The organism is Novosphingobium sp. (assembly GCF_965229225.1).
GTDB lineage: Bacteria > Pseudomonadota > Alphaproteobacteria > Sphingomonadales > Sphingomonadaceae > Novosphingobium.
This window is the reverse complement of record NZ_OZ245867.1, coordinates 1,786,848-1,809,740: the sequence shown is the minus strand read 5'-3', so window position 1 is coordinate 1,809,740 and position 22,893 is coordinate 1,786,848. Positions and strand designations below refer to the sequence as shown.

General features: G+C 65.3%; 22 protein-coding genes. 12 read left to right on the top strand and 10 right to left on the bottom strand.

Annotation, left to right across the window (positions count from 1 at the left end; genetic code table 11):
- The first annotated feature begins 1 nt into the window (after position 1).
- On the top strand, positions 2–595 hold the full coding sequence (locus ACO06X_RS08200; RefSeq protein WP_421839435.1) for an ABC-type transport auxiliary lipoprotein family protein: 594 nt from the start codon (positions 2–4) through the stop codon (positions 593–595).
- Here the strand turns inward: ACO06X_RS08200 and ACO06X_RS08195 are convergent.
- From ACO06X_RS08195 to ACO06X_RS08165, 7 genes are all read right to left on the bottom strand, one after another.
- A complete protein-coding gene (locus tag ACO06X_RS08195; protein ID WP_421839434.1) occupies positions 589–2,043 on the bottom strand; it encodes a porin in 1,455 nt (484 codons plus the stop codon). The genes ACO06X_RS08200 and ACO06X_RS08195 overlap by 7 nt on opposite strands.
- Before the next feature lie 193 nt (positions 2,044–2,236).
- Positions 2,237–2,932 (bottom strand): ATP12 family chaperone protein, encoded by a 696-nt coding sequence (locus ACO06X_RS08190; protein ID WP_421839433.1) that lies wholly within the window; start codon positions 2,930–2,932, stop codon positions 2,237–2,239.
- Positions 2,929–3,171, bottom strand: coding sequence for a hypothetical protein (locus tag ACO06X_RS08185; RefSeq protein ID WP_421839432.1), 243 nt, complete (start codon positions 3,169–3,171; stop codon positions 2,929–2,931). The genes ACO06X_RS08190 and ACO06X_RS08185 overlap by 4 nt, the downstream gene beginning before the upstream one ends.
- A complete protein-coding gene (locus tag ACO06X_RS08180; protein WP_421839431.1) occupies positions 3,168–3,830 on the bottom strand; it encodes an HAD-IA family hydrolase in 663 nt (220 codons plus the stop codon). The genes ACO06X_RS08185 and ACO06X_RS08180 overlap by 4 nt, the downstream gene beginning before the upstream one ends.
- Entirely contained in the window at positions 3,827–4,441 is a 615-nt protein-coding gene (locus ACO06X_RS08175; protein WP_421839430.1) for an FMN-binding negative transcriptional regulator, read from the bottom strand. The genes ACO06X_RS08180 and ACO06X_RS08175 overlap by 4 nt, the downstream gene beginning before the upstream one ends.
- Positions 4,441–5,787 carry an RluA family pseudouridine synthase gene (locus ACO06X_RS08170; protein ID WP_421839429.1) on the bottom strand — a complete coding sequence of 449 codons (1,347 nt, stop codon included), beginning with the start codon at positions 5,785–5,787 and terminating at the stop codon, positions 4,441–4,443. Before ACO06X_RS08170 ends, ACO06X_RS08175 begins: the two co-directional genes overlap by 1 nt.
- Positions 5,784–6,203, bottom strand: a complete 420-nt coding sequence (locus tag ACO06X_RS08165; RefSeq protein ID WP_421839428.1) for a CrcB family protein — start codon at positions 6,201–6,203, stop codon at positions 5,784–5,786. Before ACO06X_RS08165 ends, ACO06X_RS08170 begins: the two co-directional genes overlap by 4 nt.
- Positions 6,204–6,389: 186 nt before the next feature.
- Here ACO06X_RS08165 and rpsU point away from each other — a divergent pair, with 186 nt between their 5' ends.
- The 7 genes from rpsU to ACO06X_RS08130 all read left to right on the top strand — a co-directional run bounded on the left by rpsU (position 6,390) and on the right by ACO06X_RS08130 (position 12,357).
- Complete coding sequence (rpsU, locus tag ACO06X_RS08160; RefSeq protein ID WP_054121618.1) at positions 6,390–6,596, top strand: 30S ribosomal protein S21; 207 nt, start codon at positions 6,390–6,392, stop codon at positions 6,594–6,596.
- 170 nt (positions 6,597–6,766) lie between these two features.
- Positions 6,767–7,327, top strand: a complete 561-nt coding sequence (locus tag ACO06X_RS08155) for an FKBP-type peptidyl-prolyl cis-trans isomerase (protein WP_421839427.1) — start codon at positions 6,767–6,769, stop codon at positions 7,325–7,327.
- Positions 7,328–7,384: 57 nt separating this feature from the next.
- Complete coding sequence (gatC, locus tag ACO06X_RS08150) at positions 7,385–7,687, top strand: Asp-tRNA(Asn)/Glu-tRNA(Gln) amidotransferase subunit GatC (protein WP_421839426.1); 303 nt, start codon at positions 7,385–7,387, stop codon at positions 7,685–7,687.
- Positions 7,687–9,171, top strand: a complete 1,485-nt coding sequence (gene gatA / locus ACO06X_RS08145) for an Asp-tRNA(Asn)/Glu-tRNA(Gln) amidotransferase subunit GatA (protein ID WP_421839425.1) — start codon at positions 7,687–7,689, stop codon at positions 9,169–9,171. Before gatC ends, gatA begins: the two co-directional genes overlap by 1 nt.
- Positions 9,172–9,173: 2 nt before the next feature.
- Positions 9,174–10,667, top strand: coding sequence for an Asp-tRNA(Asn)/Glu-tRNA(Gln) amidotransferase subunit GatB (gene gatB / locus ACO06X_RS08140; RefSeq protein WP_421839424.1), 1,494 nt, complete (start codon positions 9,174–9,176; stop codon positions 10,665–10,667).
- A 110-nt stretch (positions 10,668–10,777) separates the two neighbouring features.
- On the top strand, positions 10,778–11,443 hold the full coding sequence (locus ACO06X_RS08135) for a hypothetical protein (protein ID WP_421839423.1): 666 nt from the start codon (positions 10,778–10,780) through the stop codon (positions 11,441–11,443).
- A complete protein-coding gene (locus ACO06X_RS08130; RefSeq protein ID WP_421839422.1) occupies positions 11,440–12,357 on the top strand; it encodes a hypothetical protein in 918 nt (305 codons plus the stop codon). Before ACO06X_RS08135 ends, ACO06X_RS08130 begins: the two co-directional genes overlap by 4 nt.
- Before the next feature lie 19 nt (positions 12,358–12,376).
- Here ACO06X_RS08130 and ACO06X_RS08125 read toward each other — a convergent pair whose 3' ends face one another.
- On the bottom strand, positions 12,377–15,205 hold the full coding sequence (locus tag ACO06X_RS08125) for a M16 family metallopeptidase (RefSeq protein WP_421839421.1): 2,829 nt from the start codon (positions 15,203–15,205) through the stop codon (positions 12,377–12,379).
- 534 nt (positions 15,206–15,739) lie between these two features.
- Here ACO06X_RS08125 and clpB point away from each other — a divergent pair.
- Positions 15,740–18,319 (top strand): ATP-dependent chaperone ClpB, encoded by a 2,580-nt coding sequence (gene clpB / locus ACO06X_RS08120; RefSeq protein WP_421839420.1) that lies wholly within the window; start codon positions 15,740–15,742, stop codon positions 18,317–18,319.
- A 184-nt stretch (positions 18,320–18,503) separates the two neighbouring features.
- Here the strand turns inward: clpB and ACO06X_RS08115 are convergent, their stop codons facing one another.
- Positions 18,504–19,310 carry a rhodanese-related sulfurtransferase gene (locus tag ACO06X_RS08115; RefSeq protein ID WP_421839419.1) on the bottom strand — a complete coding sequence of 269 codons (807 nt, stop codon included), beginning with the start codon at positions 19,308–19,310 and terminating at the stop codon, positions 18,504–18,506.
- A 189-nt stretch (positions 19,311–19,499) separates the two neighbouring features.
- Between ACO06X_RS08115 and ACO06X_RS08110 the strand changes: the two genes are divergently transcribed.
- On the top strand, positions 19,500–20,336 hold the full coding sequence (locus ACO06X_RS08110; protein ID WP_421839418.1) for an outer membrane protein: 837 nt from the start codon (positions 19,500–19,502) through the stop codon (positions 20,334–20,336).
- 37 nt (positions 20,337–20,373) lie between these two features.
- On the opposite strand, the gene ACO06X_RS08105 is transcribed toward ACO06X_RS08110, so the two are convergent.
- Complete coding sequence (locus ACO06X_RS08105) at positions 20,374–21,687, bottom strand: spinster family MFS transporter (RefSeq protein ID WP_421839417.1); 1,314 nt, start codon at positions 21,685–21,687, stop codon at positions 20,374–20,376.
- A gap of 172 nt (positions 21,688–21,859) precedes the next feature.
- Between ACO06X_RS08105 and ACO06X_RS08100 the strand changes: the two genes are divergently transcribed.
- Both ACO06X_RS08100 and ACO06X_RS08095 read left to right on the top strand, forming a co-directional pair.
- On the top strand, positions 21,860–22,525 hold the full coding sequence (locus ACO06X_RS08100; RefSeq protein WP_421839416.1) for a hypothetical protein: 666 nt from the start codon (positions 21,860–21,862) through the stop codon (positions 22,523–22,525).
- Between the two features lie 10 nt (positions 22,526–22,535).
- Positions 22,536–22,823, top strand: coding sequence for a hypothetical protein (locus tag ACO06X_RS08095; protein ID WP_421839415.1), 288 nt, complete (start codon positions 22,536–22,538; stop codon positions 22,821–22,823).
- Positions 22,824–22,893: the final 70 nt, after the last annotated feature.

Here is a 22,893-nt window from a genome sequence, read left to right as displayed (position 1 = left end):
CATGACCCGACCTTTTGCCGCAACGTTTGTGGTGCTGGCTGCGATCAGCGCCGGATTGGGGGGCTGCGTCAGTATCGGGGCAAAGCCGCCCGGTACGTTCCTCAGCCTGACGTCGGACGCGGTGCCCGCGGTCGGTTCCAGCAGCAGCGGCACGCTGAGCGACGCGACCGTGGTCGTCGAACCCGGTGCGGCGGCACCGGTTTCGGTGCTGCGCATTCCCGTGCAGATCGATGCAACCAGCGTTGCCTATATCAAGGGGACGCAGTGGGTCGAGCGGCCGAGCCGCGCGTTCCAGCACCTGCTTGCCGACACGCTGCGCGCGCGCGGAAAGGGGCTGGTGGTCGAGATCGATCGCAACACCACCGGCACACGCATCGGCGGCCGTTTGCTCGCCATGGGCTTCGATGTGCCGACGCGCTCTGCCATCGTGCGCTTTGATGCAATGAAGTGGCTGCCCGATGGGCGGATCGAGACGCGGCGGTTTGAAAGCACGGTTCCGGGTGTCGATGCCGAGCCAGACGTGATCGGGCCTGCGCTCAACCGCGCCGCAAACAAGGTTGCGGGCGAAATCGCGGACTGGGTTTCAGCTCAGTAGTTCCACTGGACCTGCGCCCGGACGATATCGCCTTGCGCCCGGCCGGCGCGGCGTTCGTCCGCTTCGTTGCGCTTCACGTTCGCGTAGCTGACGGTCACTTCCAACTCTTTCATCGGTAGCCATTCGACGCCCATTTCGGTCTCGTCCGTTTCGAGCCGAGGCGCGTTGATTGCTGCCTTCCAGCCGCCGCGATAGTGCTGCCAGCGCACGAAGGGGATGATCTGGCCGACCGGCGTGTGCGCGGCGCGGACCATGCCCATGACATAGCCGCCCGTGGTGCGCTTGCTCACGATCTCGCCCAGCGCAGGATCCCACTGCGGCCCCTTGCCCCAGGTCCATTCGGCCTGAATGCCGAAAGGCTTGGGGTAGATCATGCCGTGTACCGCCACATGGTCGTCGCGGTAGGCGAGGGTGGAGACCCCGCCGCTGCGCACTTCGGGCCGGAATTGGTTGCGCATGGCCGCACCACCAAACTCGGCCACCTGGCCTTCGAAGATGCCGCCCAGACCATCGAGCTTCAGCGGGATGGACATCATGGCGACGGTCATCAGCCCGCCAGAGCGTTCGGTGCGATTGGTGCCTTGTCCATTGAACACGCCGACGCCGAAAGCGCCGTAGTTGCCGAACATCTTCTGCCCGTCGGCGGTCAGCGCATCCCAGATCTTCTGGAGCTTGACCGGGGTGAAATAGGCGACCGCACCGAGATCGCGCTCGCCAGGCACCGGCGCGTTGATCGCATCGGTGCGGTCGAGCGGAATGCGGTTGCTGGACGACTGCATGTTCTCCCAGCCGAAGGGCACCTTTGACTGTCCGAACCGCAGGCGCAGCGTCTTCGCCTTGTCGAGGAACACGTCGGCATAGGCATCGCGCATCTGGAAGAAGTTCTCGCGCCGTTCGGTGCCCGATTGATTGCTGACGGAGCTGGCGAGATCGCCTTGCATGTAAAGCGAAACGCGGTCGGACAGATCGCCCTGCACGACGAGGCGGGCGCGGCGGATCGAGAAATTGCCGTTCTCATTGATCCCCGCATCCTGCACCGAACGCAGGCGCGACACGCCGCTGGGGGCGGATTTCGGACCGGAGATGATCTCGTTCATGCGCAGCTGGGTGTAGCCGCGCAACATGATCTTTTCGTACCAAGCCTTCTTCTTCTTGTCCGCACCGTGCGCAGCGGCGGGTGCTGGAGCCGCCATAGCGGCTAGCTGCACTGGCGCGGCCGCTGGCTGAGCAGGTGTTGCCGCCAAAGCCGCGGCGGGGGCCGCCTGGACAGGCTGCGCATGGTTGGCGGCCTGCAGGGCCTCGACCATCGCCGTCAGCCGATCGACCTGTGCTTGCAGCGCGGCGATCTTTGCGTCCTGGCTGGCAGGATCGACCTGCGCCTGGGCAGATCCTGCCACGCCGATCAGGCTGGTGGCCAGCAGTGCTGCGCGAAACGCCGTGGTACTCATGCCCGAAACTGCCTTCCGATCCTCGTTTACGGGTCGGCGGCTAGGCAGTGGCCATGACACTTTTATGACATTTTTGCTGCGAGTTTGACGGTAACCTTGCAGTCGAGGTAGCGTAAGTATCTGGTTTTGAATGAACTATCTGCGCCAAGTGTGACAATCTGCAACAATTTGTCACAAATCAGTCAACGGCTGGTCAGCCCCGTGCCAGCACGGCAAACCGCGCGGCAGCGGCAAATGCGGCGTGGCGGCGGGCGCGGCGGATCTCGGCCTCGTCATCCTTGCCCCAGAGCTCGGCCTGCCAGTCTTCCTCGAGGTTGGCCGCATCCCACAGCGCATCGATATCCGCACCGGGTTCGACCGCCATCAGGCCCAGCACCAGCGAGGCAGCGAGCGAGGCCGTGGTCTTCACCGCCGCCAGCGTGAAGCCGTCACGGCTCGCCAGATCCTCGCGCAGGCGCGCCAGCGTTTCATCGGGCTGCGGGCGGTGCATGATCCCGGCGACACGCACGAAGCGCACCTCCCAGCGCGCCTCGGCAGCGGCGAGCAGCGGATCCCATGCCGCGCGCTGGCGGATGCCGAGCGCTTCGTCGGGCTCGGCGCGGTAGCATAGCGTGTCCGTCTCGCCATAGGGCACGAGTTCCTCCACCACCGCCGCCTTGCCGGGGACGACCACATCGATGGCGTAGTCGGCCAGATCGCGGAAGACGAAGCGCGCTGGATCAATCTCCTCGCCCTGTCCCGACCATTCGGCGGCGAGCGCTTCGGCCAGCGGGGCGCTCGGCACGATCTGCGCGTGTCCGCCGACGGTGCGCAAGGGGCGGCCATCGAGCATGACCCGGAAGCCGGTGCCTTCGGCGGCAACAGTAACGGCCTTGTAGAACCGCTTCACGGACGGCTTTTCCAGCGCCGCGCGAGGAGTACGGGGGCCGCGAAGAAGTCGATGAGGCCGGCACCGAGCAGCGCATAGCCGGCCGCCTCGGGGAGCTTCGGCAGCCAGCCGACTTTGCCGGAAATGATCAGAACACCCGCAAAGGCGAGCAATGCGCCCGAAAGCCGCACCAGTTGCAGCACCGCAAAGCGCGCGGCGGCTGGATCACCGGCGGGATCCTTTTCCGTCGGCTCGCTCATTCCATGCCCTTCAGCAGCAGGCGCAGCTCGGCGATCGATCCGGCGACTGCCTCGGCACCCGCCTCGACCAGTTCGCGCGGGTGGTGGTAGCCCCAATCGACGCCGATTGCGCGGACCCCGGCGTTGACGGCCATCGCCATGTCGAACGCAGTATCGCCGATCATCGCGGTCTCGCTCGCAGCAGCGCCGCTTTCAGCAAGGCAGGCCTCGATCATGCTGGGATGCGGCTTAGACGGGTGCCGATCGGCTGTCTGCAGCGTGATGAAGTGCCCGGTAAGGCCGTGCGATTCGAGGCAATGGACAAGGCCGCGGTCACTCTTTCCCGTGGCGACGCCGAGCAGCCAGCCCGCGCCCGCCAGTTCCTCGATCAATCCGGCGATGCCTTCGTAAAGCGGCTCGGCCACCTGGCCTGCCATGCGGCGTTCGCGGAAGGCATCCCGGTAGAGTTGGGCGAGCAAGGTGTGATCATCGCCGGTGGCATCGGGGCGCAGGCGGCGCATTGCCTCGGGCAGCGAAAGGCCCACGACGCGGCGCGTGGCGTTGCGGTCTGGCGGGGTCAGCCCGGCCGCGGCAAAGGCCGCATCCATCGCGGCGCAGATATCGGCCTGGCTATCAACCAGCGTGCCGTCGCAATCGAAGATGGCGAGGCGTGATGTCATGCCGCTAGCCCTTCCATCAGCGCGGCGAGCGCGAGCTTGCCTCCGCTCTTCAGCCCCTCGATCAGCCTTGCCCGTTCTTCAGCAGGCTTGTTCTGGGAAAGCTTCACCGTGGGCCGCCAGGCCTCGATCGCGAGTTCGAAGCCGACGATCATGTCCATCATCCGGTCGCGCTTGATCCGCGCCATCTTGTCCATGGTCCAGGGCGTGCCTTCGGTGACCCGCGCCTCGTGATGGGCGGAGACGTCTTCGAGCAGCGCGTGGAGGCCATCGCGGTCCATCCGCCGCACCGGGCCTTCCATCTCGAGCGCGAGGTAGTTCCACGTCGGCACCTGATCGGGATCGCTGTACCAGCGCGCCGAGATATAGCCGTCTGGCCCATTGACCACCGCCAGCGCGCGTGCGCCATCGAGGTGGCGGGTGAGCGCGTTGCCGAGCGCGAGGTGGAAGCGCAGCGTTCCTGCTTCCGTCAGCAGCAGTGGCACATGGGCGACGCGCGGGCCGTCGGGAGTCGTCAGAAACACCATGCCAAAGCCGGCTTCCGCGATCAGCGCGGAAAACAGCGACCGGTCATCGCTTGACGGATTTGGGCGGAAGGCAGGGTTCGGGTGCATCAGCCTCTCGGACTACGGCGCGGCGCCCCGCTGGTTGGGGCTTTCGGCTTGCTGCCGCCGCTCTTGCCCGTTGCGGGCGCGCGGCGCACCGGCTTGCCGCCGTTGGCGCTACGTTCCGCCGCATTGCGTTCGGCGGAGGCACGCCCGGCGGATGCGCGGGCGAGGTCGGTCCCGGTGGGCGCCTTGCTGCCAGGGCCCTTCTTGACGCCCGCGCGCGCCTTGGGCGCGGTGCGGCCGCTGGGCGGGGCATCGATGCGCTTGCGGCGCTCGCCCCTGCGTTCCTTGCGGTATTCCTTGGCGTGCGCCTTGGCGGCGCGCTTCTCGATCACCTTGTCGGGGATCAGCTTGACCGGCTCCAGCGGCAGATCGCCATCGGCTTCCTCGAAGCCGAGCTGCGCCATGCTAGCGGCGAAGTGGTCGGGCAGCGGCGCCGTCACGTCGAGCAGATCGCCTTCGGGATGCTCGATCCGCAGGCGGCGCGCGTGGAGGTGCATCTTGCGGCTGATCGAGCCGGTGAGGAACGCGGCCTGCCCGCCATACTTGCCGTCACCCACGATGGGGTGGCCGATCGCCGCCATGTGGACGCGTAGCTGGTGGGTGCGCCCCGTGAGCGGCTGCAGTTCGACCCAGCAGGCGGAATTGCCCGCGCGGCCGATCACCCGGTAGCGGGTGCGGGCAGATTGGCCATGCTCGCTCTCGTCGACCATCATCTTCTCGCCGCCGGTGCCCGGCTGCTTGGCGAGCGGAAGCTCGATCAGACCGTCCTTCACATCGGGCACGCCGGTGATCAGTGCCCAGTAGATCTTGCGCGCGGTGCGCCCCGAAAAACGCTTCGAAAAGAATGCCGCGCTGCCCGGGGTGCGGGCGATCAGCAGGACGCCCGAGGTATCCTTGTCGAGCCGGTGGACGAGGCGCGGGCGCGGGCCCTTCTCCTCGGCATAGGCATCGAGCAGGCCGTCGACGTGTTCATGCGTGCCGCTGCCGCCCTGCGTGGCAAGGCCCGGCGGCTTGTTGAGCACGATCGCGGCGCGGTCCTGCGTGAGGACCATGCTTTCCGCGAGCGCGATCTGTTCCTCGGTCAGCGGCTTTTTTGGCCGAGTGCCCTTGATCCCGGCGGGCGCGCTGCCGCCCGGCGGCACGCGCAGCACCTGGCCCTTTTCGAGCCGCGTATCGACATCGGCGCGCTTGCCATCGACGCGCAGCTGCCCGGTGCGCGCCCAGCGCGAAACAGTCGCGAAGCCCACGGTGGGCAGGTTGCGCTTGAACCAGCGGTCGAGCCGCACGCCGTCGTCATCCTTGACGACAGTGAACTGGCGGACGTCATCCGCGTTTCCGGGGCCGGTCATGCCGCCACCCGCATCAGCCAGAGGCCGCTGAACAGCGCGGCAAAGCCCGCTACGAGCGAGACCGCGACATATGTTGCCGCGAGGCCCAGTGCGCCGCGTTCGACGAACAGCGCGAACTCCAGCGCGAAGGAGGAAAAGGTGGTGAAACCGCCCAGGACGCCGACGCCGAGCAGCAGGCGCCAAGCCTCGCCCCCCGTCCCGTGCCGGGCCAGCCAGCCGATCAGGATGCCCATCGCGGCGCTGCCCAGAACGTTGACCGTGAGCGTGGCCCAGGGAAATGCGCTGGCCGCGACTGGTCCGATTGTGCCAAGAAACAGGCGGCCAGTCTGGTAGCGCAGCCATGCGCCGAGAGCGCCGCCAGCAGCGACAGCAAGGCCAGGGGGAACGCTGGCAAGCAGAGGTGGGGTGGTTGTCATTGGCCAAGCCCCTAACGCAGGCGGGCGCCGATTGCACGAGATTGCTTGCCTTGCGGGGGCTCTTTTGGTAGCGGGCGCCGCGTGAGAGCCGATCCATTCGGATTCGGCGCGTTTTCTATTTCTGCCATTTACGGTGATTCCCGCTGGGTGCGGGCTCTCGCCATCAGCATTGAGGTGTAGCGGTTTATGCAGATTCTCGTTCGCGACAACAATGTCGACCAGGCCCTTCGCGCGCTCAAGAAGAAGCTGCAGCGTGAGGGCGTGTATCGCGAGATGAAGCTGCGCCGTCACTTTGAAAAGCCCTCGGAAAAGCGCGCCCGTGAAAAGGCTGCCGCTGTCCGCCGCGCCCGCAAGATGGAGCGCAAGCGGCTTGAGCGCGACGGCGGCAAGTAAGCTGTCATAAGGGCCGGACGATCCCGGCCCTTAGCCTCTTGCGATAAGGGTCCGGCTGGGCCAAGAGGGCGCCGTATTCGCGGCGCCCTTTCGCTTGTCCGGCACACGTCGGCCGCGCTTTGAGGGCATGGAATCGGGGCCGTCCCGCCGGTCCCACAAAAGGGGAAGACATGTCGGAAATCACCCGCGTTCCGCTCCAGCCGGTCGGCAAGGGATCGCTCACCCGCATCTGGATCGGCGTGATTCTCGCGCTGCTGATCGGCGCGACTGCCGCCTGGGCCACGCGCTATCAGGGCCTCGTCGTTGAAACCCTCACGGCGGGTTCCGGCCCTTCGCCAACGGTGGGTGATGTCGTGCTGGTCAACTATGCCGGCCACCTCGCCAACGGCAAGGAATTCGACAAGGGCACGCAGGTTGCGATGCCGGTCGAAGGCGTGATCCCCGGTTTCAGCCAAGGGCTGCAGAAGATGCAGCGCAAGGGCAAGTACAAGCTGATCATCCCTGCCGTGCTCGCCTATGGCGCTGCGGAGCAGAAGAACCCCTCGACGGGTGAAGTCGTGATCCCGGCGAACAGCGATCTGACGTTCGATGTCGAACTGCTCGATTTCAAGAGCGCAGCCGAGATCGAGCAACGCCGCCAGATGCTCCAGCAAATGCAGCAGCAGATGGGTAGCGCGCCGAAGGCCGGTTCTGGTGCTGGCGCCGCGCCTGAAAGCATGCCGCAGCCCTGATTTTCCGGTTCCCGGCCAGCGGCATGCCCGCTGGCCCTATATCTTCGAGAGACAGCCATGTCCGTAGACACTGCCACGGTGGCCAGAATCGCCTCGCTGGCCCGCATCAAGGTGACCGAAGACGAGATCGCGGCGATGGTGCCCGAACTCAACGGCATCCTCGCCTGGGTTGAACAGCTCGGCGAAGTGAACGTGGAAGGCATCGCGCCGATGACGGCGGTGATCCCCAACAAGCAGCGCCTGCGCGATGACGTGGTGGGCGCCGATTCGCTGACCGGCGGCGGCGTGCAGGGCAAGGTGCTGTCCAACGCGCCGGCGGGCGAACATGGCTTCTTCGGCGTGCCCAAGGTGATTGAATAATGAGCGACCTTACAGACCTTGGCGTCGCCGCGATCCGCGATGGCGTGGCGAAGGGTGATTTCGCCGCGACCGAAGTGGCGTGTGCTTTCAACGCAGCCGTCGCCGCAGCGCAGCCTGCGCTCAACGCCTTCATCACGCTGACGCCCGAAAAGGCGCTCGAAGCCGCCGCCGCCGTCGATGCGGACCGCGCGGCGGGCAAGGCGCTGGGCAAGATGGCGGGTGTGCCGATCGGCATGAAGGATCTCTTCGCGACGACAGGGACCAAGACCACCGCCGCCTCGAACATCCTTGGCAACTTCGTGCCGCCTTACGAATCCACCGTAAGCCAGAAGCTGTGGGATGCGGGCGCGGGCATGCTCGGCAAGCTCAATCTCGATCAGTTCGCGATGGGCTCCTCGAACGAGACGAGCGCGTTCGGCAACGTGATTTCGCCGTGGCGGCGTGAGGGCAGTACGGCTCAGCTGGCCCCCGGTGGTTCCTCGGGTGGTTCGTCCGCCGCCGTCTCCGCGCGCATTGCCCCGGCGGCAACTGGTACCGATACCGGTGGCTCGATCCGCCAGCCGGCCGCCTTCACCGGCATTTCGGGCATCAAGCCGACCTATGGCCGCTGCTCGCGCTGGGGCATCGTCGCGTTTGCCTCCAGCCTCGATCAGGCTGGCCCGATGGCGCGCGATGTGCGCGATTGCGCGATCATGCTGGAAGCGATGGCGGGCTTCGATCCCAAGGATTCGACCAGCCTCGACATGCCCGTGCCGGAGTGGGAAGCCAGCCTCAACGCCGACCTGCGCGGCAAGAAGGTCGGCATCCCGCGCGAATACCGGATGGACGGCATGGACGCCGATGTCGCCCGCGTGTGGGACGAAGGCATCGCCTGGCTCAAGGACGCGGGCGCCGAGATCGTCGACATCAATCTCGCGCACACCAAGTACGCGCTGCCCGCGTATTACATCATCGCGCCTGCCGAAGCCTCGTCCAACCTCGCGCGCTATGATGGTGTGCGGTATGGTCTGCGCGATCTTCCGCAGGGAGCCGGCCTGCAGGACATGTATGCCGCCACCCGCGCCGCCGGGTTCGGTGCCGAAGTGAAGCGCCGCATCATGATCGGCACCTACGTGCTCTCGGCGGGCTTCTACGATGCCTATTACACGCAGGCGCAGAAGGTCCGCACCCTCATCAGCCGCGACTTCATGGACGCTTTCCAGAGCGTCGACGTGATCCTCGCTCCCACCGCGCCGACCGCCGCCTTCGGGCTGGGCGAAATGGTGAGCGATCCGCTGGCGATGTATCTCAACGACGTGTTCGCCGTGCCCGCCTCGCTGGCCGGCCTCCCCGCCATGTCGGTGCCTGCGGGCCTCGACCGGCAGGGCCTGCCGCTGGGGCTTCAGCTCATCGGCCGTCCGTTCGATGAACAGGGCGTGCTCGATGCGGGTCTCGCGATCGAAGCCCGCGCGGGGTTCACCGCGCGTCCGGCGAAGTGGTGGTAAGCATGAGCGACTATCGTATCCAGGGCGCAACCGGGGAATGGGAGGTCGTTGTCGGCCTCGAGGTCCATGCGCAGATCAGCACGCAGTCGAAGCTGTTTTCCGGCGCGGCCACCGCGTTCGGCGCGGAGCCCAACACGCAGGTCAGCCTCGTCGATGCGGCGATGCCCGGCATGCTGCCGGTGCCCAACCGCGAGTGCATCCGGCAGGCGGTGCGCACCGGCCTTGCCATCAATGCGCAGATCAACAAGTGGTCGCGGTTTGATCGCAAGAACTACTTCTACGCGGATCTGCCGCAGGGCTACCAGATCAGCCAGCTCTATCACCCCATCGTGGGTGAGGGCAGCCTTGAGGTGCAGCTCGACGACAAGAACCCCGAGAGCACCAAGACCATCGGGATCGAGCGCATCCATGTCGAGCAGGATGCGGGCAAGCTGATGCACGATCAGCACCCGACGATGTCCTATGTCGACCTCAACCGCTCGGGCGTGGCGTTGATGGAAATCGTCAGCCGCCCGGACATGCGCTCGCCCGCCGAGGCCGGAGCCTATCTCGCCAAGCTGCGCACGATCCTGCGCTATGTCGGTTCGTGCGATGGCAACATGGACCAGGGCTCGATGCGCGCAGACGTCAATGTCAGCGTGCGGAGGCCCGGCGAGCCGTTCGGTACGCGGACCGAGACGAAGAACGTCAATTCGGTGCGCTTCGTGATGGCCGTGGTCGAGCAGGAGGCCAAGCGTCAGGTCGCGCTGATCGAGGACGGCGGCAAGGTCGTGCAGGAAACCCGGCTCTATGATCCGGACCGCAACGAGACGCGTTCGATGCGCAGCAAGGAAGATGCGCACGATTACCGCTACTTCCCCGACCCCGATCTGCTGCCAGTGGAACTCGATGACGCGTTCGTCGAGGAATGCCGCGCCAGCCTGCCCGAACTGCCCGACGCCAAGCGCCACCGCTACGAAACGGTGCTGGGCCTTTCGGCTTACAACGCCGGCGTGCTGACTGCCGAGGTCGAAACCTCGCGCTGGTTTGAGGCGCTGCTGGCGCAGAGCGCCGCGCAGCAGGGCAAGCCCGAGAGCGAGGTTGCCAAGCAGGCGGCCAACTGGCTGACCTCCGAGCTGTTCGGCGCGCTCAACAAGCTCGGCAAGGGCCTGCTGGAAAGCCCCGTCAGCCCGGAAGCGGGCGGCGAACTGCTCGCGCTCGTCGGCAAGGGTACGATTTCCGGCAGCGCGGCCAAGCAGGTGCTGGAGATCATGCTCGAAACGGGTGACGCCCCCGGCGTGATCGTCGAGCGCGAGGGCCTGACGCAGACGTCCGACACCGGCGCGATCGAAGCGGCGGTCGATGCCGTGCTCGCCGCGAATGCTGACAAGGTCGCCCAGTACAAGGGCGGCAAGGAAGCGCTGTTCGGCTTCTTCGTCGGCCAGACGATGAAGGCGATGCAGGGCAAGGGCAACCCGCAGCTGGTCAACGAAGTGCTGAAAGCGAAGCTCGCTTGATCCGCCGGGTCCGGTGATCCGGACCCGGCGATTTCCCCGACAGAAACCGAATCGGGCTTCCAATCTCGCAGGCGATGTGCTGCTATTCCCGCCATCAAGAGGGGGGATGCTTGCTTCGAAATCATGTTCTGGCGGCCGTGCTGGCCGTCGCTATCGCGTCTGCGCCTGCCATGGCGCAGCAGGCTGCCGCGCAGGAAGCCGCGCCGGCGCCAGTATTGGCGCCAGTATCGGCCCCCGCTCCGGCTGCTGAGGCGGCGGCAGCGCCCGCCGCTCCGGAGGCAACGATCCCCTCTCCCGAGGGGCTTGTGATGCCCAAGCTCGATTTTACCGCGACACCGGAGATCGAACAGGACTTCGACAAGTACTTCTATTTCCACCGCGCCAACACATCGTTTGTCGAAGCCTATGTCGACATCCACGAATGCGATGCGCTGGCGAGCGGGAGCAGCATCTACTTCAATTCCTCCACAGCGACTGCCGCCGCCCTGGCCAATTCGAGCGTGCTTGCCGCAGGGGTCGGCGGGGCGATTGCCGGGGCGATGATGGATGCCATCTTCGGCTCCTCCGCCCGGCGCGCGCAGCGGCGCCAGAACGTGCGCAACTGCATGTATTTCAAGGATTACAAGCGCTATGGCCTGAGCCGCGATTTGTGGACCGAATTCAATTTCGAGGAAGGCATGGGCCGCAAGAAGGAAGGCGTCCGCAATGATGCGCTGGCGCTGCAGGCGCTGGTCGCTTCCGGACCCGCGCCGACCACGAAGGAGCTGGGGCTGTGAAGATCATGCGCACCTTGATCGCTGCCGCGCTCGCAGCAACCTGCCTGGCCGGAGGCGCCCTGCGCGCCGAGCCGGTCGAGGAAAAGAATGTCGTCTCGGGCAAGACCACGCTTGATCCGGCCAAGGGCTATATCCTTGTCAGCGGGCCGGCCCGGCAGTTCGGCATGTTCCTGCGCGTGCCGGACGAATCCACGTTCGCGACCTGGGAGAAGGACCGGCAGAAGGCGCTCGACAAGGCACTGCGCGCCTACAAGACCGAACATGCGAACTGGCAGGTCTTGGCAAACAACGCCAAGGCCGACCACTCCAAGCCGCCGGCAGAGCCTGTCCAACCCACGCTGGAAACCGTGCAGGTCGATCCGCCCGAGCTGCGCGATGTGGCCGCGTTCGGTCCGCAGTTCGTCTACACCAAGGGCGAGACGGTGACTTATCTGCAGGCGGTGAAGCCCGGCACCTATCGCTGGTACGGCAACGTCATTGGCGGTGCGGGCTTGCCGGCTGGCGGTACCTGCATGTGCATGGGTACGGTGCAGTTCGAGGTGAAAGCCGGGGTCGTCACCGATACCGGCAACTGGCTCCAATCGGCGCCTCACGGCAGCGAGGACATGGACGTTGCGCGGCTTGCGCTCAAGGAAGCCAACGACAAGCGCGTGGCCGCCGGCAAGGAGCCGCGCCTGCCATTGCCCCCGTCCGAGCCACGGTTCGGCGTGCCCGCCAGCCTGAAGGACTGGCCTTCGGTTCAGGCCGAGTTTCATGCCAGCGGCAAGCTCAACAACTACTACGGCATCTTCATTTCGCGTCTCTCCCCGGTGCCCGGCGTGCTCGGCTATCACCGTGACACGCCGGTCGATCTGCGCACCGGGCAGGAGATCGAAAGCCCGACGCTGGTGAGCCGGGCCAGGATCAAGAAATAGGCGGTGAGGGGCTAGCCCCTCACTCCCCCTTCACCACTTCCACCGGCAGGCCGAGGCCATCGAGCTGCGGCTTGACCTTGGCCGCATCGCCGACGACGACCCAGACAAGGCGGCTGGGATCGATGGTCTTCCTCGCGGCGGCATCGAGATCGGCCGGGGTCATCGTGCGGTAGCGGGCGGGGAGCGTGGCGTAGTAATCGTCCGGACGCTTGTAGGTCTCGATCTTGGCAACGCCATCCAGCACCGCACCCGAGGTTTCGAACGCGCCGGGAAGTTCGCGCGCGCTGCCTTGCGTGGCGAGCGCGGTTTCTTCCGGCGTGGTGCCCTTCGCGCCGAGGTAGCGCGTCATTTCCCCGCGCAGTTCGGTGATCGAGGGGCCGGTCTGGTCGGTCTGGACCGGGGCGTATAGCATGAACAGCAGCCGGTCGGCCCGGTCGTTGATCAGGCTGGCGACGCCGTAGGACCAGCCCTTGGTTTCGCGCAGGTTGGTGTTCATGCGGCTGAGGAAATCGCCGCCGAGCACATCATTGGCGGTGCGCAGGGTCACGGTATCGTCGGTGCCCTTGGCGGCGATCACCTCACCGCCGAGGATCATCGACTGCGGCGAGCCGGGGCGGTCGATCAGCACGATGCGCGGGGTGGGCGCGGGAATCGGTGCGGAGAAGTCCTTGACCGGCGGGGCCATGCGGTTTGCCGGCCAGTTGCCGAAGCTCTTCTCAAGCAAGGGCATGACATCGGCCAGCGTGGTGTCGCCCACGACGTAGATTGTCGCGCGGTCCGGCCGCAGCCAGCGGGCATGGAAGGCCGCGAGATCGGCCCGGGTCAGCTTCTTGACGACGTCCGCCTCGCCCGTGCCGGTCGGGGCATAGCCATAGGGGTGCGCAGGGCCGTAAATCGCGGGGTAGAGCACGCGGCTGGCGAGCGAATAGGGATCGGTGCGTTCGGACTGGATCGTGCTCAGCTGCTGGGCGCGCACGCGCTCCAGCTCGGCCGGATCGAGCGCCGGGTGGCGCACATAGTCCGCAAGAAGATCGAGCGAGGGCGCGAGGTTGGGCACCAGCGCGTTCAGCTCGAACGCGGTTGAATCCGGCAGGCCCATGCCGCCGATCGAGGCGCCCAGCGTTTCCTTGGCGCGGGCGAGCGCGGAGGAATCGAGGCTGGTGGTGCCTTCGTTCATCAAGCGCAGCAGCAGGGCAGTGGTGCCGCGCGCGCCAAGCGGATCGGCGGCATAGCCCGCATCGAAGGAGACCCGCACCGATACGATCGGCACTGCGCTGCGGCGGGCGAAGACGACTTTCATGCCGTTCTTGAGGCTGGTGCGCTCGATGGCGGGGAAATCGAGCGTGGGCACGTCACCAGCAGGCGGGATCTTGCTGCGATCGGCATCGGCGGTGGTTGCCGCCACGGCGACAGGCGCGGCAGGCGCGGCGACAGCCGGGGGCAGCGCCGCATCGCCGCCGCGCGCTTCGCCGCCACTGGTACGTTCGCCGGGGACGACAGTGAGCGCGAAGACCGGGCGCTTCATCCACTTGGCCAGCGCATCGCGCACTGCGGCGGGGGTGAGCTTCGCCGCGGCTTCCAGTTCCTTGCGGTAGTGCGCCGGATCGCCCGAATAGATCAGCCCTTCGGCCAGCGTCGCCGCCTTGCCGCCGCCGCCCACCGATTCAAGCGAGCGGATCTCGCCCGCCGCGAAGGTGGTTGCGGCGCGGGCGAGCTCATCCGGCGTGGGGCCCTCGGTCATCAGTCGCGTGAGCTGCGCATCGAGCGCCGCGCCGACCTTGGCCGGGTCCGCACCCGGTTTCACATCGGCTTCCATCACGAACTGGCCGCCCTGCGCGAAGATATCGGCGTGGGCGGAGGCCGATACGGCGATCTGCGCACCGCGCACCAGCGCATCATCGAGTCGCGAGCTGGCCAGCCCGCCGAGGATCAGGCCGCCGACCTGCAGCGGGAGATAGTCCGGATTGTCGAGCCCGGGGACCGCCCACATGCGGTAGACGCGGGTGGTGGCGACACGGTCCTGCACGGTGCGCGCGATGGGCGCGGGCAGGGTCGGCACCGGCACGCTGACCGGCTGGACGGCGGGACCGGCAGGAATCGCGCCGAACCACTTTTCCACCTTGGCCTTCGCGGTGGCGAGATCGAGATCGCCCGCAAGCACCAGCACTGCATTGTTCGGGCCGTAGTGATCGCGGAACCAGCCCTTCACATCATCGAGGCTGGCGCTGTCGAGATCGGCCATCGAGCCGATGGTGGTGTGGTGGTAAGGATTACCGGCCGGATAGAGCGTTTCGTACTCTTCGTATTCGATCAGGCCGAAGGGGGCGTTATCGCCCTGCCGCTTCTCGTTCTGGACGACGCCGCGCTGGTTATCGAGCTTCTCCTGCGTCACCGCGCCGAGGAGGTGGCCCATCCGGTCGCTTTCGAGCATCAGCGCGCGGTCGAGCGCGGCCTTGGGCACGGTCTCGTAGTAGTTGGTGCGGTCGAACCAGGTCGTGCCATTGGCATCGGTCGCGCCGATTTCCTTGAGCGGACCGAAGAAGTCGTCCGGCGCGTTTTCCGAGCCGTTGAACATCAGGTGCTCGAACAGGTGGGCAAAGCCGGTCTTGCCGCGCGGCTCGTTCTTCGAGCCGACCTTGTACCACACCGACAGCGCCACGACGGGCGCCTTGCGATCGGTGTGGACGAGGACGGTGAGGCCGTTGGGGAGCGTGAAGCGCTCGTAGGGAATGTTCACCGAGTTGACGAGTTCGGCGACCGGCGCGGCCTTGATTTGGGGCGCCGCAGGATCGGCAGCGAGTGCCGGCACGGCGGCGAGGAGGACGGGGAGCGCAAGCAAAGAGGCCATCAGCGAACGGGGCAGCGAACGGGGCAGCGAACGGGGCATGGTGATCCTGCGGCTGGCGCGGCGTGCCGGACGGCGGCCGCGCTGGGAGGGGATGTCGCTCTGTTTCAGAGCATGGCTTGGCTGAACAGAAGCAAAATCGAATCGGGCGTCCACTTGCCCCGATGGGCGGGCCTCTGGGCGGCAAGTTGACACAGTTGACACTGTCCTGAGGAATAATTGCAATCGATCACTGGCGGGCTTTTGATCGATGAAAACGATCAGGGGCCGGATCGGTGCGATGCAGACTAACGTCATGCGTTCAAGCATACCGGCAAGCTGGCCTGTAGGACAGGCGGTGCCCGACGAACGTCATCTGTGCATCGACAGGCGCGCAATTAGTGGGCGCTAGGCAGTTGCTGGCGGCTGCGGCAGCCAAGGTGCCGAGGTTCCCGGCACAAGGGGACCCGGAGAGAGCTACGGACGGATTTTTGATCCATGTCCTTGTGTGGCTGAAATGACACACTACCTTCGGGGCATCAGGAGGAAATCTACCCCATGAACCTCGAGAAATTCACCGATCGCGCCAAGGGCTTCCTGCAGGCGGCGCAAACCGTTGCCATCCGCAATAGCCACCAGCGGATTGGCCCCGAACATGTGCTGAAGGCCTTGCTGGAAGACAGCGAAGGCATGGCATCCGGGCTGATCCAGCGCGCCGGGGGCACGGCGTCTGTCGCGCTCGCGGAGACCGACAAGGCGCTGGCCAAGATTCCGGCGGTATCCGGCGGCGGAGCGCAGCAGACGCCCGGGCTGGATAACGATGCCGTGCGCGTGCTCGATGCGGCGGAGCAGATCGCGGCGAAGAGCGGCGATGCCTATGTGACCGTGGAGCGCATGCTTGTCGCGCTGACGCTGGCGACCACGACCGCGGCGGGGCAGGCGCTCAAGACCGCGAACGTGACCGCGCAGGCGCTGGAGGCGGCGATCACCGCGCTGCGCGGTGGCCGCACGGCGGACAGCGCCGGGGCGGAAAACGCCTATGAGGCGATGAAGAAGTATGCCCGCGACCTGACGGAAGCGGCGCGCGAGGGCAAGCTCGACCCGGTGATCGGTCGCGACGAGGAAATCCGCCGCACGATCCAGATCCTGGCGCGGCGGACCAAGAACAACCCCGCGCTGATCGGCGAACCGGGCGTGGGCAAGACCGCGATTGCGGAAGGGCTTGCGATCCGCATCGCCAATGGCGACGTGCCCGATAGCCTCAAGCATCGGCGACTGATGTCGCTCGACATGGGCAGCCTGATTGCGGGCGCGAAGTATCGCGGCGAATTCGAGGAGCGCCTCAAGGCCGTGCTCGACGAGGTGAAGGGCGCCGAGGGCGAGATCATCCTGTTCATCGACGAGATGCACACGCTGATCGGTGCGGGCAAATCGGAAGGCGCGATGGATGCGGGCAACCTGCTGAAGCCGGCGCTGGCGCGCGGCGAACTGCACTGCATCGGGGCGACCACGCTCGATGAGTACCAGAAGTATGTCGAGAAGGACCCCGCGCTGCAGCGGCGGTTCCAGCCGGTGTTCGTGGGTGAGCCGACCGTGGAGGACACGATCTCGATCCTGCGCGGGCTGAAGGAGAAGTATGAGTTGCACCACGGCGTGCGGATCACCGACGGTGCGATTGTCGCGGCAGCGACGCTGTCCAACCGCTACATCGCGGACCGCTTCCTGCCCGATAAGGCCATCGACCTGATGGACGAGGCGGCGAGCCGACTGCGCATGGAAGTGGAGAGCAAGCCCGAGGAGATCGAGAACCTCGACCGGCGGATCATCCAGCTGAAGATCGAGGAAATGGCGCTCGCGAAGGAGAGCGACAGTGCTTCGAAGGACCGGCTGGCGGCGCTGCGCGAGGAACTGGCCAATCTGGAGCAGCAATCGAGCGAGCTGACGACGCGCTGGCAGAACGAGCGCGACAAGATCGCGGCCGAAGGCAAGATCAAGGAAGCGCTCGATGCGGCGCGGCTCGAGCTGGAGCAGGCGCAGCGGCAGGGCGATCTCGGCAAGGCGGGGGAGCTGGCCTATGGCCGGATTCCCGAGCTCGAAAAGCAGCTGGCCGAAGCCCAAGGCATGGCGGAGAACGCGCTGCTGCGCGAGGAAGTGACTGCCGATGACATCGCGGGCGTGGTGAGCCGCTGGACCGGCGTGCCGGTGGAGCGGATGCTGCAGGGCGAGCGCGAGAAGCTGCTCAAGATGGAAGAGACCATCGGCAAGCGGGTGATCGGACAGCGCGACGCTGTGGTCGCGGTCTCCAAGGCGGTGCGGCGCGCGCGGGCGGGCTTGCAGGACCCGAACCGGCCCCTGGGCTCGTTCCTGTTTCTTGGCCCCACGGGCGTGGGCAAGACCGAGCTGACCAAGGCGCTCGCGGGCTTCCTGTTCGACGACGACAACGCGATGGTGCGCATCGACATGTCGGAGTTCATGGAGAAGCATTCCGTGAGCCGGCTGATCGGCGCGCCTCCGGGCTATGTCGGCTACGATGAAGGCGGCGTGCTGACCGAGGCGGTGCGGCGGCGGCCCTATCAGGTCGTGCTGTTCGACGAGGTGGAAAAGGCGCATCAGGACGTGTTCAACGTGCTGCTGCAAGTGCTCGACGATGGCCGTCTGACCGACGGGCAGGGCCGCGTGGTGGACTTCACCAACACGCTGATCGTGCTGACCTCCAACCTTGGCAGCCAGTACCTCGCCAATCTGGAAGAGGGGCAGGACGTGAGCACGGTCGAGCCGCAGGTGATGGACGTGGTGCGCGGGCACTTCCGGCCGGAATTCCTGAACCGGCTGGACGAGATCATCCTGTTCCACCGGCTGGGCCACGAACACATGGCGCCGATCGTCGATCTGCAGGTGGCGCGGGTGCAGCAGCTGCTGAAGGACCGCAAGATCGTGATCGACCTGACCGATGCGGCGAAGCGCTGGCTGGGCCGGGTGGGCTATGATCCGGTCTATGGCGCAAGGCCGCTGAAGCGCGCGGTGCAGCGCTATGTGCAGGATCCGCTCGCCGAACGGCTGCTGGGGGGCGAAATCCCCGATGGCAGCACGGTTCGGATTGATGAGGGCGACGGCGCGCTCACGTTTGTGGTGGGGTGAATTGGTTCGCCCCGTGGCGCGGAGGCGCCGAGAAGAGAAGGGGGTTCGCGCAGAGATCGCAGAGATCGCAGAGATAGAGAGAATTCGGGCCGGAGGCCCTGACGCATTCTCCTTGCCGAAGGACAAGAAGCGGCTTCGCCGTGAACTCCAAGGTCTCTGCGGACTCGGCGATCTCTGCGCGAAATCAATCCTTGCAAGCGCAGACTTCGCCCGCTGCCACCGCGCGGCCGCAGGCGCGGCATAGGATGTGTTCGCCCTCGGTCAGCCCATGGCCGAGCGCGACGCGTTCGTCGAACACGAAGCATTCGCCCTGCCACAGGCTCTCTTCGGCGGGCACGTCTTCGAGATAGCGCAGGATGCCGCCCTGAAGGTGGTAGACCTCCTCAACGCCTTCGGCCTTGAGGAAGGCGGTCGATTTCTCGCAGCGGATGCCGCCGGTGCAGAACATCGCGACCTTTGGCTGTTTTCCGGCACCCAGAAGGCGGTCCCGTTCGCGGCGGAACCAGGCGGGGAATTCGCGGAAGCTGCGCGTTTCGGGATTGATCGCGCCCGCGAAGGTGCCGACGGCGACCTCATAGGCGTTGCGCGTGTCGATCACGATGGTTTCGGGATCGGCAATTAGCGCGTTCCAATCGTGCGCGGCGACATAGGTGCCGACCGCGGCGAGGGGATCGATATCGGGCTCGCCCATCGTCACGATCTCGCGCTTCAGGCGGACCTTGAGGCGGCCGAAGGGCATCGCCTCGGCGGTGGATAGTTTCACATCAAGGTCGGCGCAGCCGGGCAGGGCGCGGATCGACGCGAGCACGCGCGTGATGCCTTGCGCGGTGCCGGCGATGGTGCCGTTGATGCCCTCTCCGGCCAGGATCAGCGTGCCCTTGATGCCGGCGGACTCGCAGGCTTCGAGCAGCGGCGTGCGCAGCGCTGCCGGGTCCGGGAAGCGGGCGAAGCGATAGAGTGCGGCAACAGTGATGGGGGCGGGTTCGGCCATGGCCGTGCCTCCTAGAGCCGATTGGGCTCGCGCGGCAAGGGTGGTCGGCTGGGGCATTTTCGCCACACTTGCGCGGAAGAAAAACAGACGAATCGACCTGCTTGGGCACGCCGCACTCGGCTCATCGCACTGTTCATTTTCAGTACAGGCGCCGGGCGTATCGACAGGCCACCGCGAACATATACAGTTATGACTCGCAACATTTGCGAAGTGTTTCTGGAATGCAAGCGTGTATCCAAGAGAAAGGGTCGCGTGATGAGGAATAACTATTTGCTACTTGCTTCGGCTTGTGTTGCTGTAGCGATGGCTAACAGTGCAAATGCGCAGACATATGTCGGTGTATCGGCAGGTGTTTCTGCTCCGCACAATTCGAATAACCAAGGTACATTCACTTCCGATGTACCTGCCACGACCTCGCCGGCTTACCCGGCCATCGCCTCGGGCACGCCGCTGGGCTGGAAGACCAGCTTCGACGTGGGCTACAACTTCGCGGCGCAGGTCGGCCACCGCTTCGACAACGGCTTCCGCATCGAGGGCGAGTTCGCCTTCACGCGCGCCAATGTGCGGCGCCACAGCGGCGTGACTGTGGGTGGCACCAACATCGATGCCATCGACGCCTCGATCCTGACGCGCGGCCCGACCGTGGGTTCGACCGTGGGCCAGGTGGTCGATAGCGGGATCGGCAGCCAGCGCGGCATCGCCGGTTTCGTCAACGCCTACTACGACATCAACACCGGCAGCGCGTTCCAGCCCTATGTGGGCGGCGGCGTGGGCGTGCAGGAAACGAAGTTCGACTATCGCCCCTCGAACATCGATGTCGGGCAGGGCAAGGAAACCAACTTCGCGTGGCAGCTGATGGCCGGCGCGACTTACAAGCTGGGGCCGAAGTTCGAGCTGTTCGGCCAGTACAACTACCGCGATGGCGGCAAGACGACGCTGCCGCTCGACCTCGTGCCGGCGGATCTGCAGGCGAAGAGCCGGCAGTCGCTGGTCTCGGTCGGCTTCCGCATTCCCCTCGGCAAGTAAGGGCGTGACGGAGGGGCCGTGGGGGCATCTGGCGCTCTCACGGCCCCTTGCGGTCTAGCTCCTCGTTGAGGCGCAGCGACGTGCGCCAGAAGAAAAAGGCCGGGACGAACCCGATCACCGCCGCGCCATAGAGCACCCAGCGCACGCTTTCCTCCCCGGCCATGGGCTTGATCCCGTCTGACAGCATCCCGAAGAACAGGGGGCCGAGGCCCAGCCCGATGAGGTTCTGGCTGAACAGCAGCAGCGCGCTCGCCATCGCCCGCGCTTCGGGTTTGACCAGCCCCTGCGCGCTGGAGAAACAGGGGCCGTAGTAGAGCGAGTTGAGCGCAGTGGGGAGCATCAGCAGGGCGAGGGCCCAGCGCCAGTCGGTCATGCAATAGGCGGCGATGGAAAGCGGGACCGCCACGGCAAAGCCAATGGCCGGCGCGGTCATCACATGGCGGCGGTTGACCTTGCCGAAGCGGTCCGCCAGCCAGCCACCTGCGAGCGTGCCGATGATGGCGGCGACCCCGCCCCAGATGCCGAACCAGAACCCGGTATCGCCCGGGCTGAGGCCGTGGGTGCGCTGGAAGAAGATCGTCGTCCACGTCGCCTTGCCATAGCTGAGAAACGCTGCCGCCGAGCCAGCCGCGAGCAACAGCACGAAGGCGCGCGAGCCCAGAATTTCGGTCAGCGCCTCGCGGTTGGACAAGGTGCGGGGCGGCGGGGCGGCATTGGCTGCGCGCAGGGCTTCGCCCGCGCGGCGCGGATCGCGCAGCAGCAGGACGACCGCGCCGGCCAGCACGATGCCGGGCACGCCGACCACGACAAACGCCGCCCGCCAGCCATAGGCATCCGCCAGCTGGCCGCCGATCAGCATGCCGAGCAGGGTGCCGATGGGGATGCCGAGCGCATAGATGGACAAGGCCGAGGCGCGCTTTTCGGGCGGTGCGAGATCGGCAATCAGCGAATGCGCGGCGGGCGAACACCCGGCCTCGCCCACGCCGACGCCGATCCGGGCGAGCAGCAATTGCACGAAATTCTGCGCCTGCCCGCACAGCGCCGTCATCCCCGACCAGATGATCAGCGCCCCGGCGATCAGCCCGACGCGGTTGGTCGAGGGCTTGTCAGCAAATCGCGCGATGGGAATGCCGAGGAAGGTGTAGAAAGCGGCGAAGGCGATCCCCGTCATCAGCCCGATCTGCGTATCGGACAGGCCAAGATCGCGGCGGATCGGTTCGGCGAGAATGTTGACGATCTGGCGATCGAGGAAATTGAAGATGTAGACGACGAGGAGGACGGCGAGCACGAGGCGCAGGGACTGGGGTTTGGGTGCTACGGATTTAAGCGCTTGCCCGGCTGGTTCGGTCATCCTCATCCTTTCGCGGGTCTTGCGCCTGCAACGCAGGACATAGGGGGCGTTGCTTCGGAACGCCAGAGGGGTTGGGGCGTGTTGAGGTGTCACTGGATTTAATGATTTGCGGAGAATTTTGGCTGTATCTAATGTGGCGTTGTTGGTGGTCCATGTTTAAGGGGCAACATTTGTGAGTACAGTAGCCGTTCTGGTCTTTCTGGCAGCTATCGTCGGTGTGTTCAGGCCGTACATCGATGGCGCAAAGCGCTGGCAGTTTGGCGTAGCGGCCTTTTTGGCTTTTGCTGTGGTCGGCATCACCGCGCCAAAGACTGCGCCGGAGCCTGGCAGGTCAACGACTCCGGTGAATACTGCCACAACCAAGGCTGCCGCTACGACGGGCAGCGCAGCGACTGCGCCTGCTGGTGCGGAAGAAGTCACTGCGTGGGTATATCAAACGAAGAAAGATGAAATGCGCGGCGGTGAGGATAGATTCGCTCAGGTCGATGCTCTTGAACCTATTAAGCTGGATTTTCCATATGGCGAACAAACTGGACAGATACTGGTTCGGCAGTCATCTAAATTTGGCTTTGATATTCTAGTTGGCGTTCCGAGTGGTCAGATTTTATGCAACAGTTTTCAGAATACCCACGTTAGCGTCAAGTTTGACAACGGCCCCGTGCAAAAATTTGCGTGTACTGATGCAAATGATGGTTCAAACAACATGGTTTTTATAGAGAACTCTAAAAGTTTTCTGTCGCAACTAAAAAAATCCCGTAAAACAGTCGTTGAAGCTGAGTTCTTTCAGAACGGGTTGCAGCAAATGACCTTCAATACTGCGAATCTGAATTGGAAATGAGGGCTGAAAAATGGCGATGGTTCAGAAAGAGGTCAGCGATCGATCAGGGTTTGGTAAGTTGATCAAGTGGATTTTTATTGTCTTTAACATTCTCATGTTCTTTTGGATGATCACTGGCATTTCTGCTGCCGGAGACGCCAGCCAAAACGTTAGTAACGATGCCGAGCGTGCAGGTGCAGCAATCGGCACGGCTCTAGGAGTCGGTTTGCTCTTGTTTATTTGGGGCGTTGGCGATGTGATCCTTGGTATGTTTGTCCTATTTACAAGGCGGAAGAAGATCATAACTGTCGAGGAGTGATGACAAGCTAGAGCGAGTTTGAAACCATCCCACCACACGCGACGTTGGCGGTCCACCTCCCCATTCGCAC

What these genes read in the sequence shown, in the direction of transcription:
- ACO06X_RS08185 (WP_421839432.1), bottom strand. Translation starts at nt 3,171, where the DNA reads ATGAGCGAGCCGACGGAAAAGGATCCCGCCGGTGATCCAGCCGCCGCG.
- ACO06X_RS08105 (WP_421839417.1), bottom strand. Translation starts at nt 21,687, where the DNA reads ATGACCGAACCAGCCGGGCAAGCGCTTAAATCCGTAGCACCCAAACCC.
- rpsU (WP_054121618.1), top strand. Translation starts at nt 6,390, where the DNA reads ATGCAGATTCTCGTTCGCGACAACAATGTCGACCAGGCCCTTCGCGCG.
- ACO06X_RS08110 (WP_421839418.1), top strand. Translation starts at nt 19,500, where the DNA reads ATGACTCGCAACATTTGCGAAGTGTTTCTGGAATGCAAGCGTGTATCC.
- ACO06X_RS08200 (WP_421839435.1), top strand. Translation starts at nt 2, where the DNA reads ATGACCCGACCTTTTGCCGCAACGTTTGTGGTGCTGGCTGCGATCAGC.
- ACO06X_RS08195 (WP_421839434.1), bottom strand. Translation starts at nt 2,043, where the DNA reads ATGAGTACCACGGCGTTTCGCGCAGCACTGCTGGCCACCAGCCTGATC.
- ACO06X_RS08115 (WP_421839419.1), bottom strand. Translation starts at nt 19,310, where the DNA reads ATGGCCGAACCCGCCCCCATCACTGTTGCCGCACTCTATCGCTTCGCC.
- ACO06X_RS08175 (WP_421839430.1), bottom strand. Translation starts at nt 4,441, where the DNA reads ATGCACCCGAACCCTGCCTTCCGCCCAAATCCGTCAAGCGATGACCGG.
- ACO06X_RS08180 (WP_421839431.1), bottom strand. Translation starts at nt 3,830, where the DNA reads ATGACATCACGCCTCGCCATCTTCGATTGCGACGGCACGCTGGTTGAT.
- ACO06X_RS08170 (WP_421839429.1), bottom strand. Translation starts at nt 5,787, where the DNA reads ATGACCGGCCCCGGAAACGCGGATGACGTCCGCCAGTTCACTGTCGTC.
- clpB (WP_421839420.1), top strand. Translation starts at nt 15,740, where the DNA reads ATGAACCTCGAGAAATTCACCGATCGCGCCAAGGGCTTCCTGCAGGCG.
- gatC (WP_421839426.1), top strand. Translation starts at nt 7,385, where the DNA reads ATGTCCGTAGACACTGCCACGGTGGCCAGAATCGCCTCGCTGGCCCGC.
- ACO06X_RS08095 (WP_421839415.1), top strand. Translation starts at nt 22,536, where the DNA reads ATGGCGATGGTTCAGAAAGAGGTCAGCGATCGATCAGGGTTTGGTAAG.
- ACO06X_RS08155 (WP_421839427.1), top strand. Translation starts at nt 6,767, where the DNA reads ATGTCGGAAATCACCCGCGTTCCGCTCCAGCCGGTCGGCAAGGGATCG.
- ACO06X_RS08125 (WP_421839421.1), bottom strand. Translation starts at nt 15,205, where the DNA reads ATGGCCTCTTTGCTTGCGCTCCCCGTCCTCCTCGCCGCCGTGCCGGCA.
- ACO06X_RS08165 (WP_421839428.1), bottom strand. Translation starts at nt 6,203, where the DNA reads ATGACAACCACCCCACCTCTGCTTGCCAGCGTTCCCCCTGGCCTTGCT.
- gatA (WP_421839425.1), top strand. Translation starts at nt 7,687, where the DNA reads ATGAGCGACCTTACAGACCTTGGCGTCGCCGCGATCCGCGATGGCGTG.
- gatB (WP_421839424.1), top strand. Translation starts at nt 9,174, where the DNA reads ATGAGCGACTATCGTATCCAGGGCGCAACCGGGGAATGGGAGGTCGTT.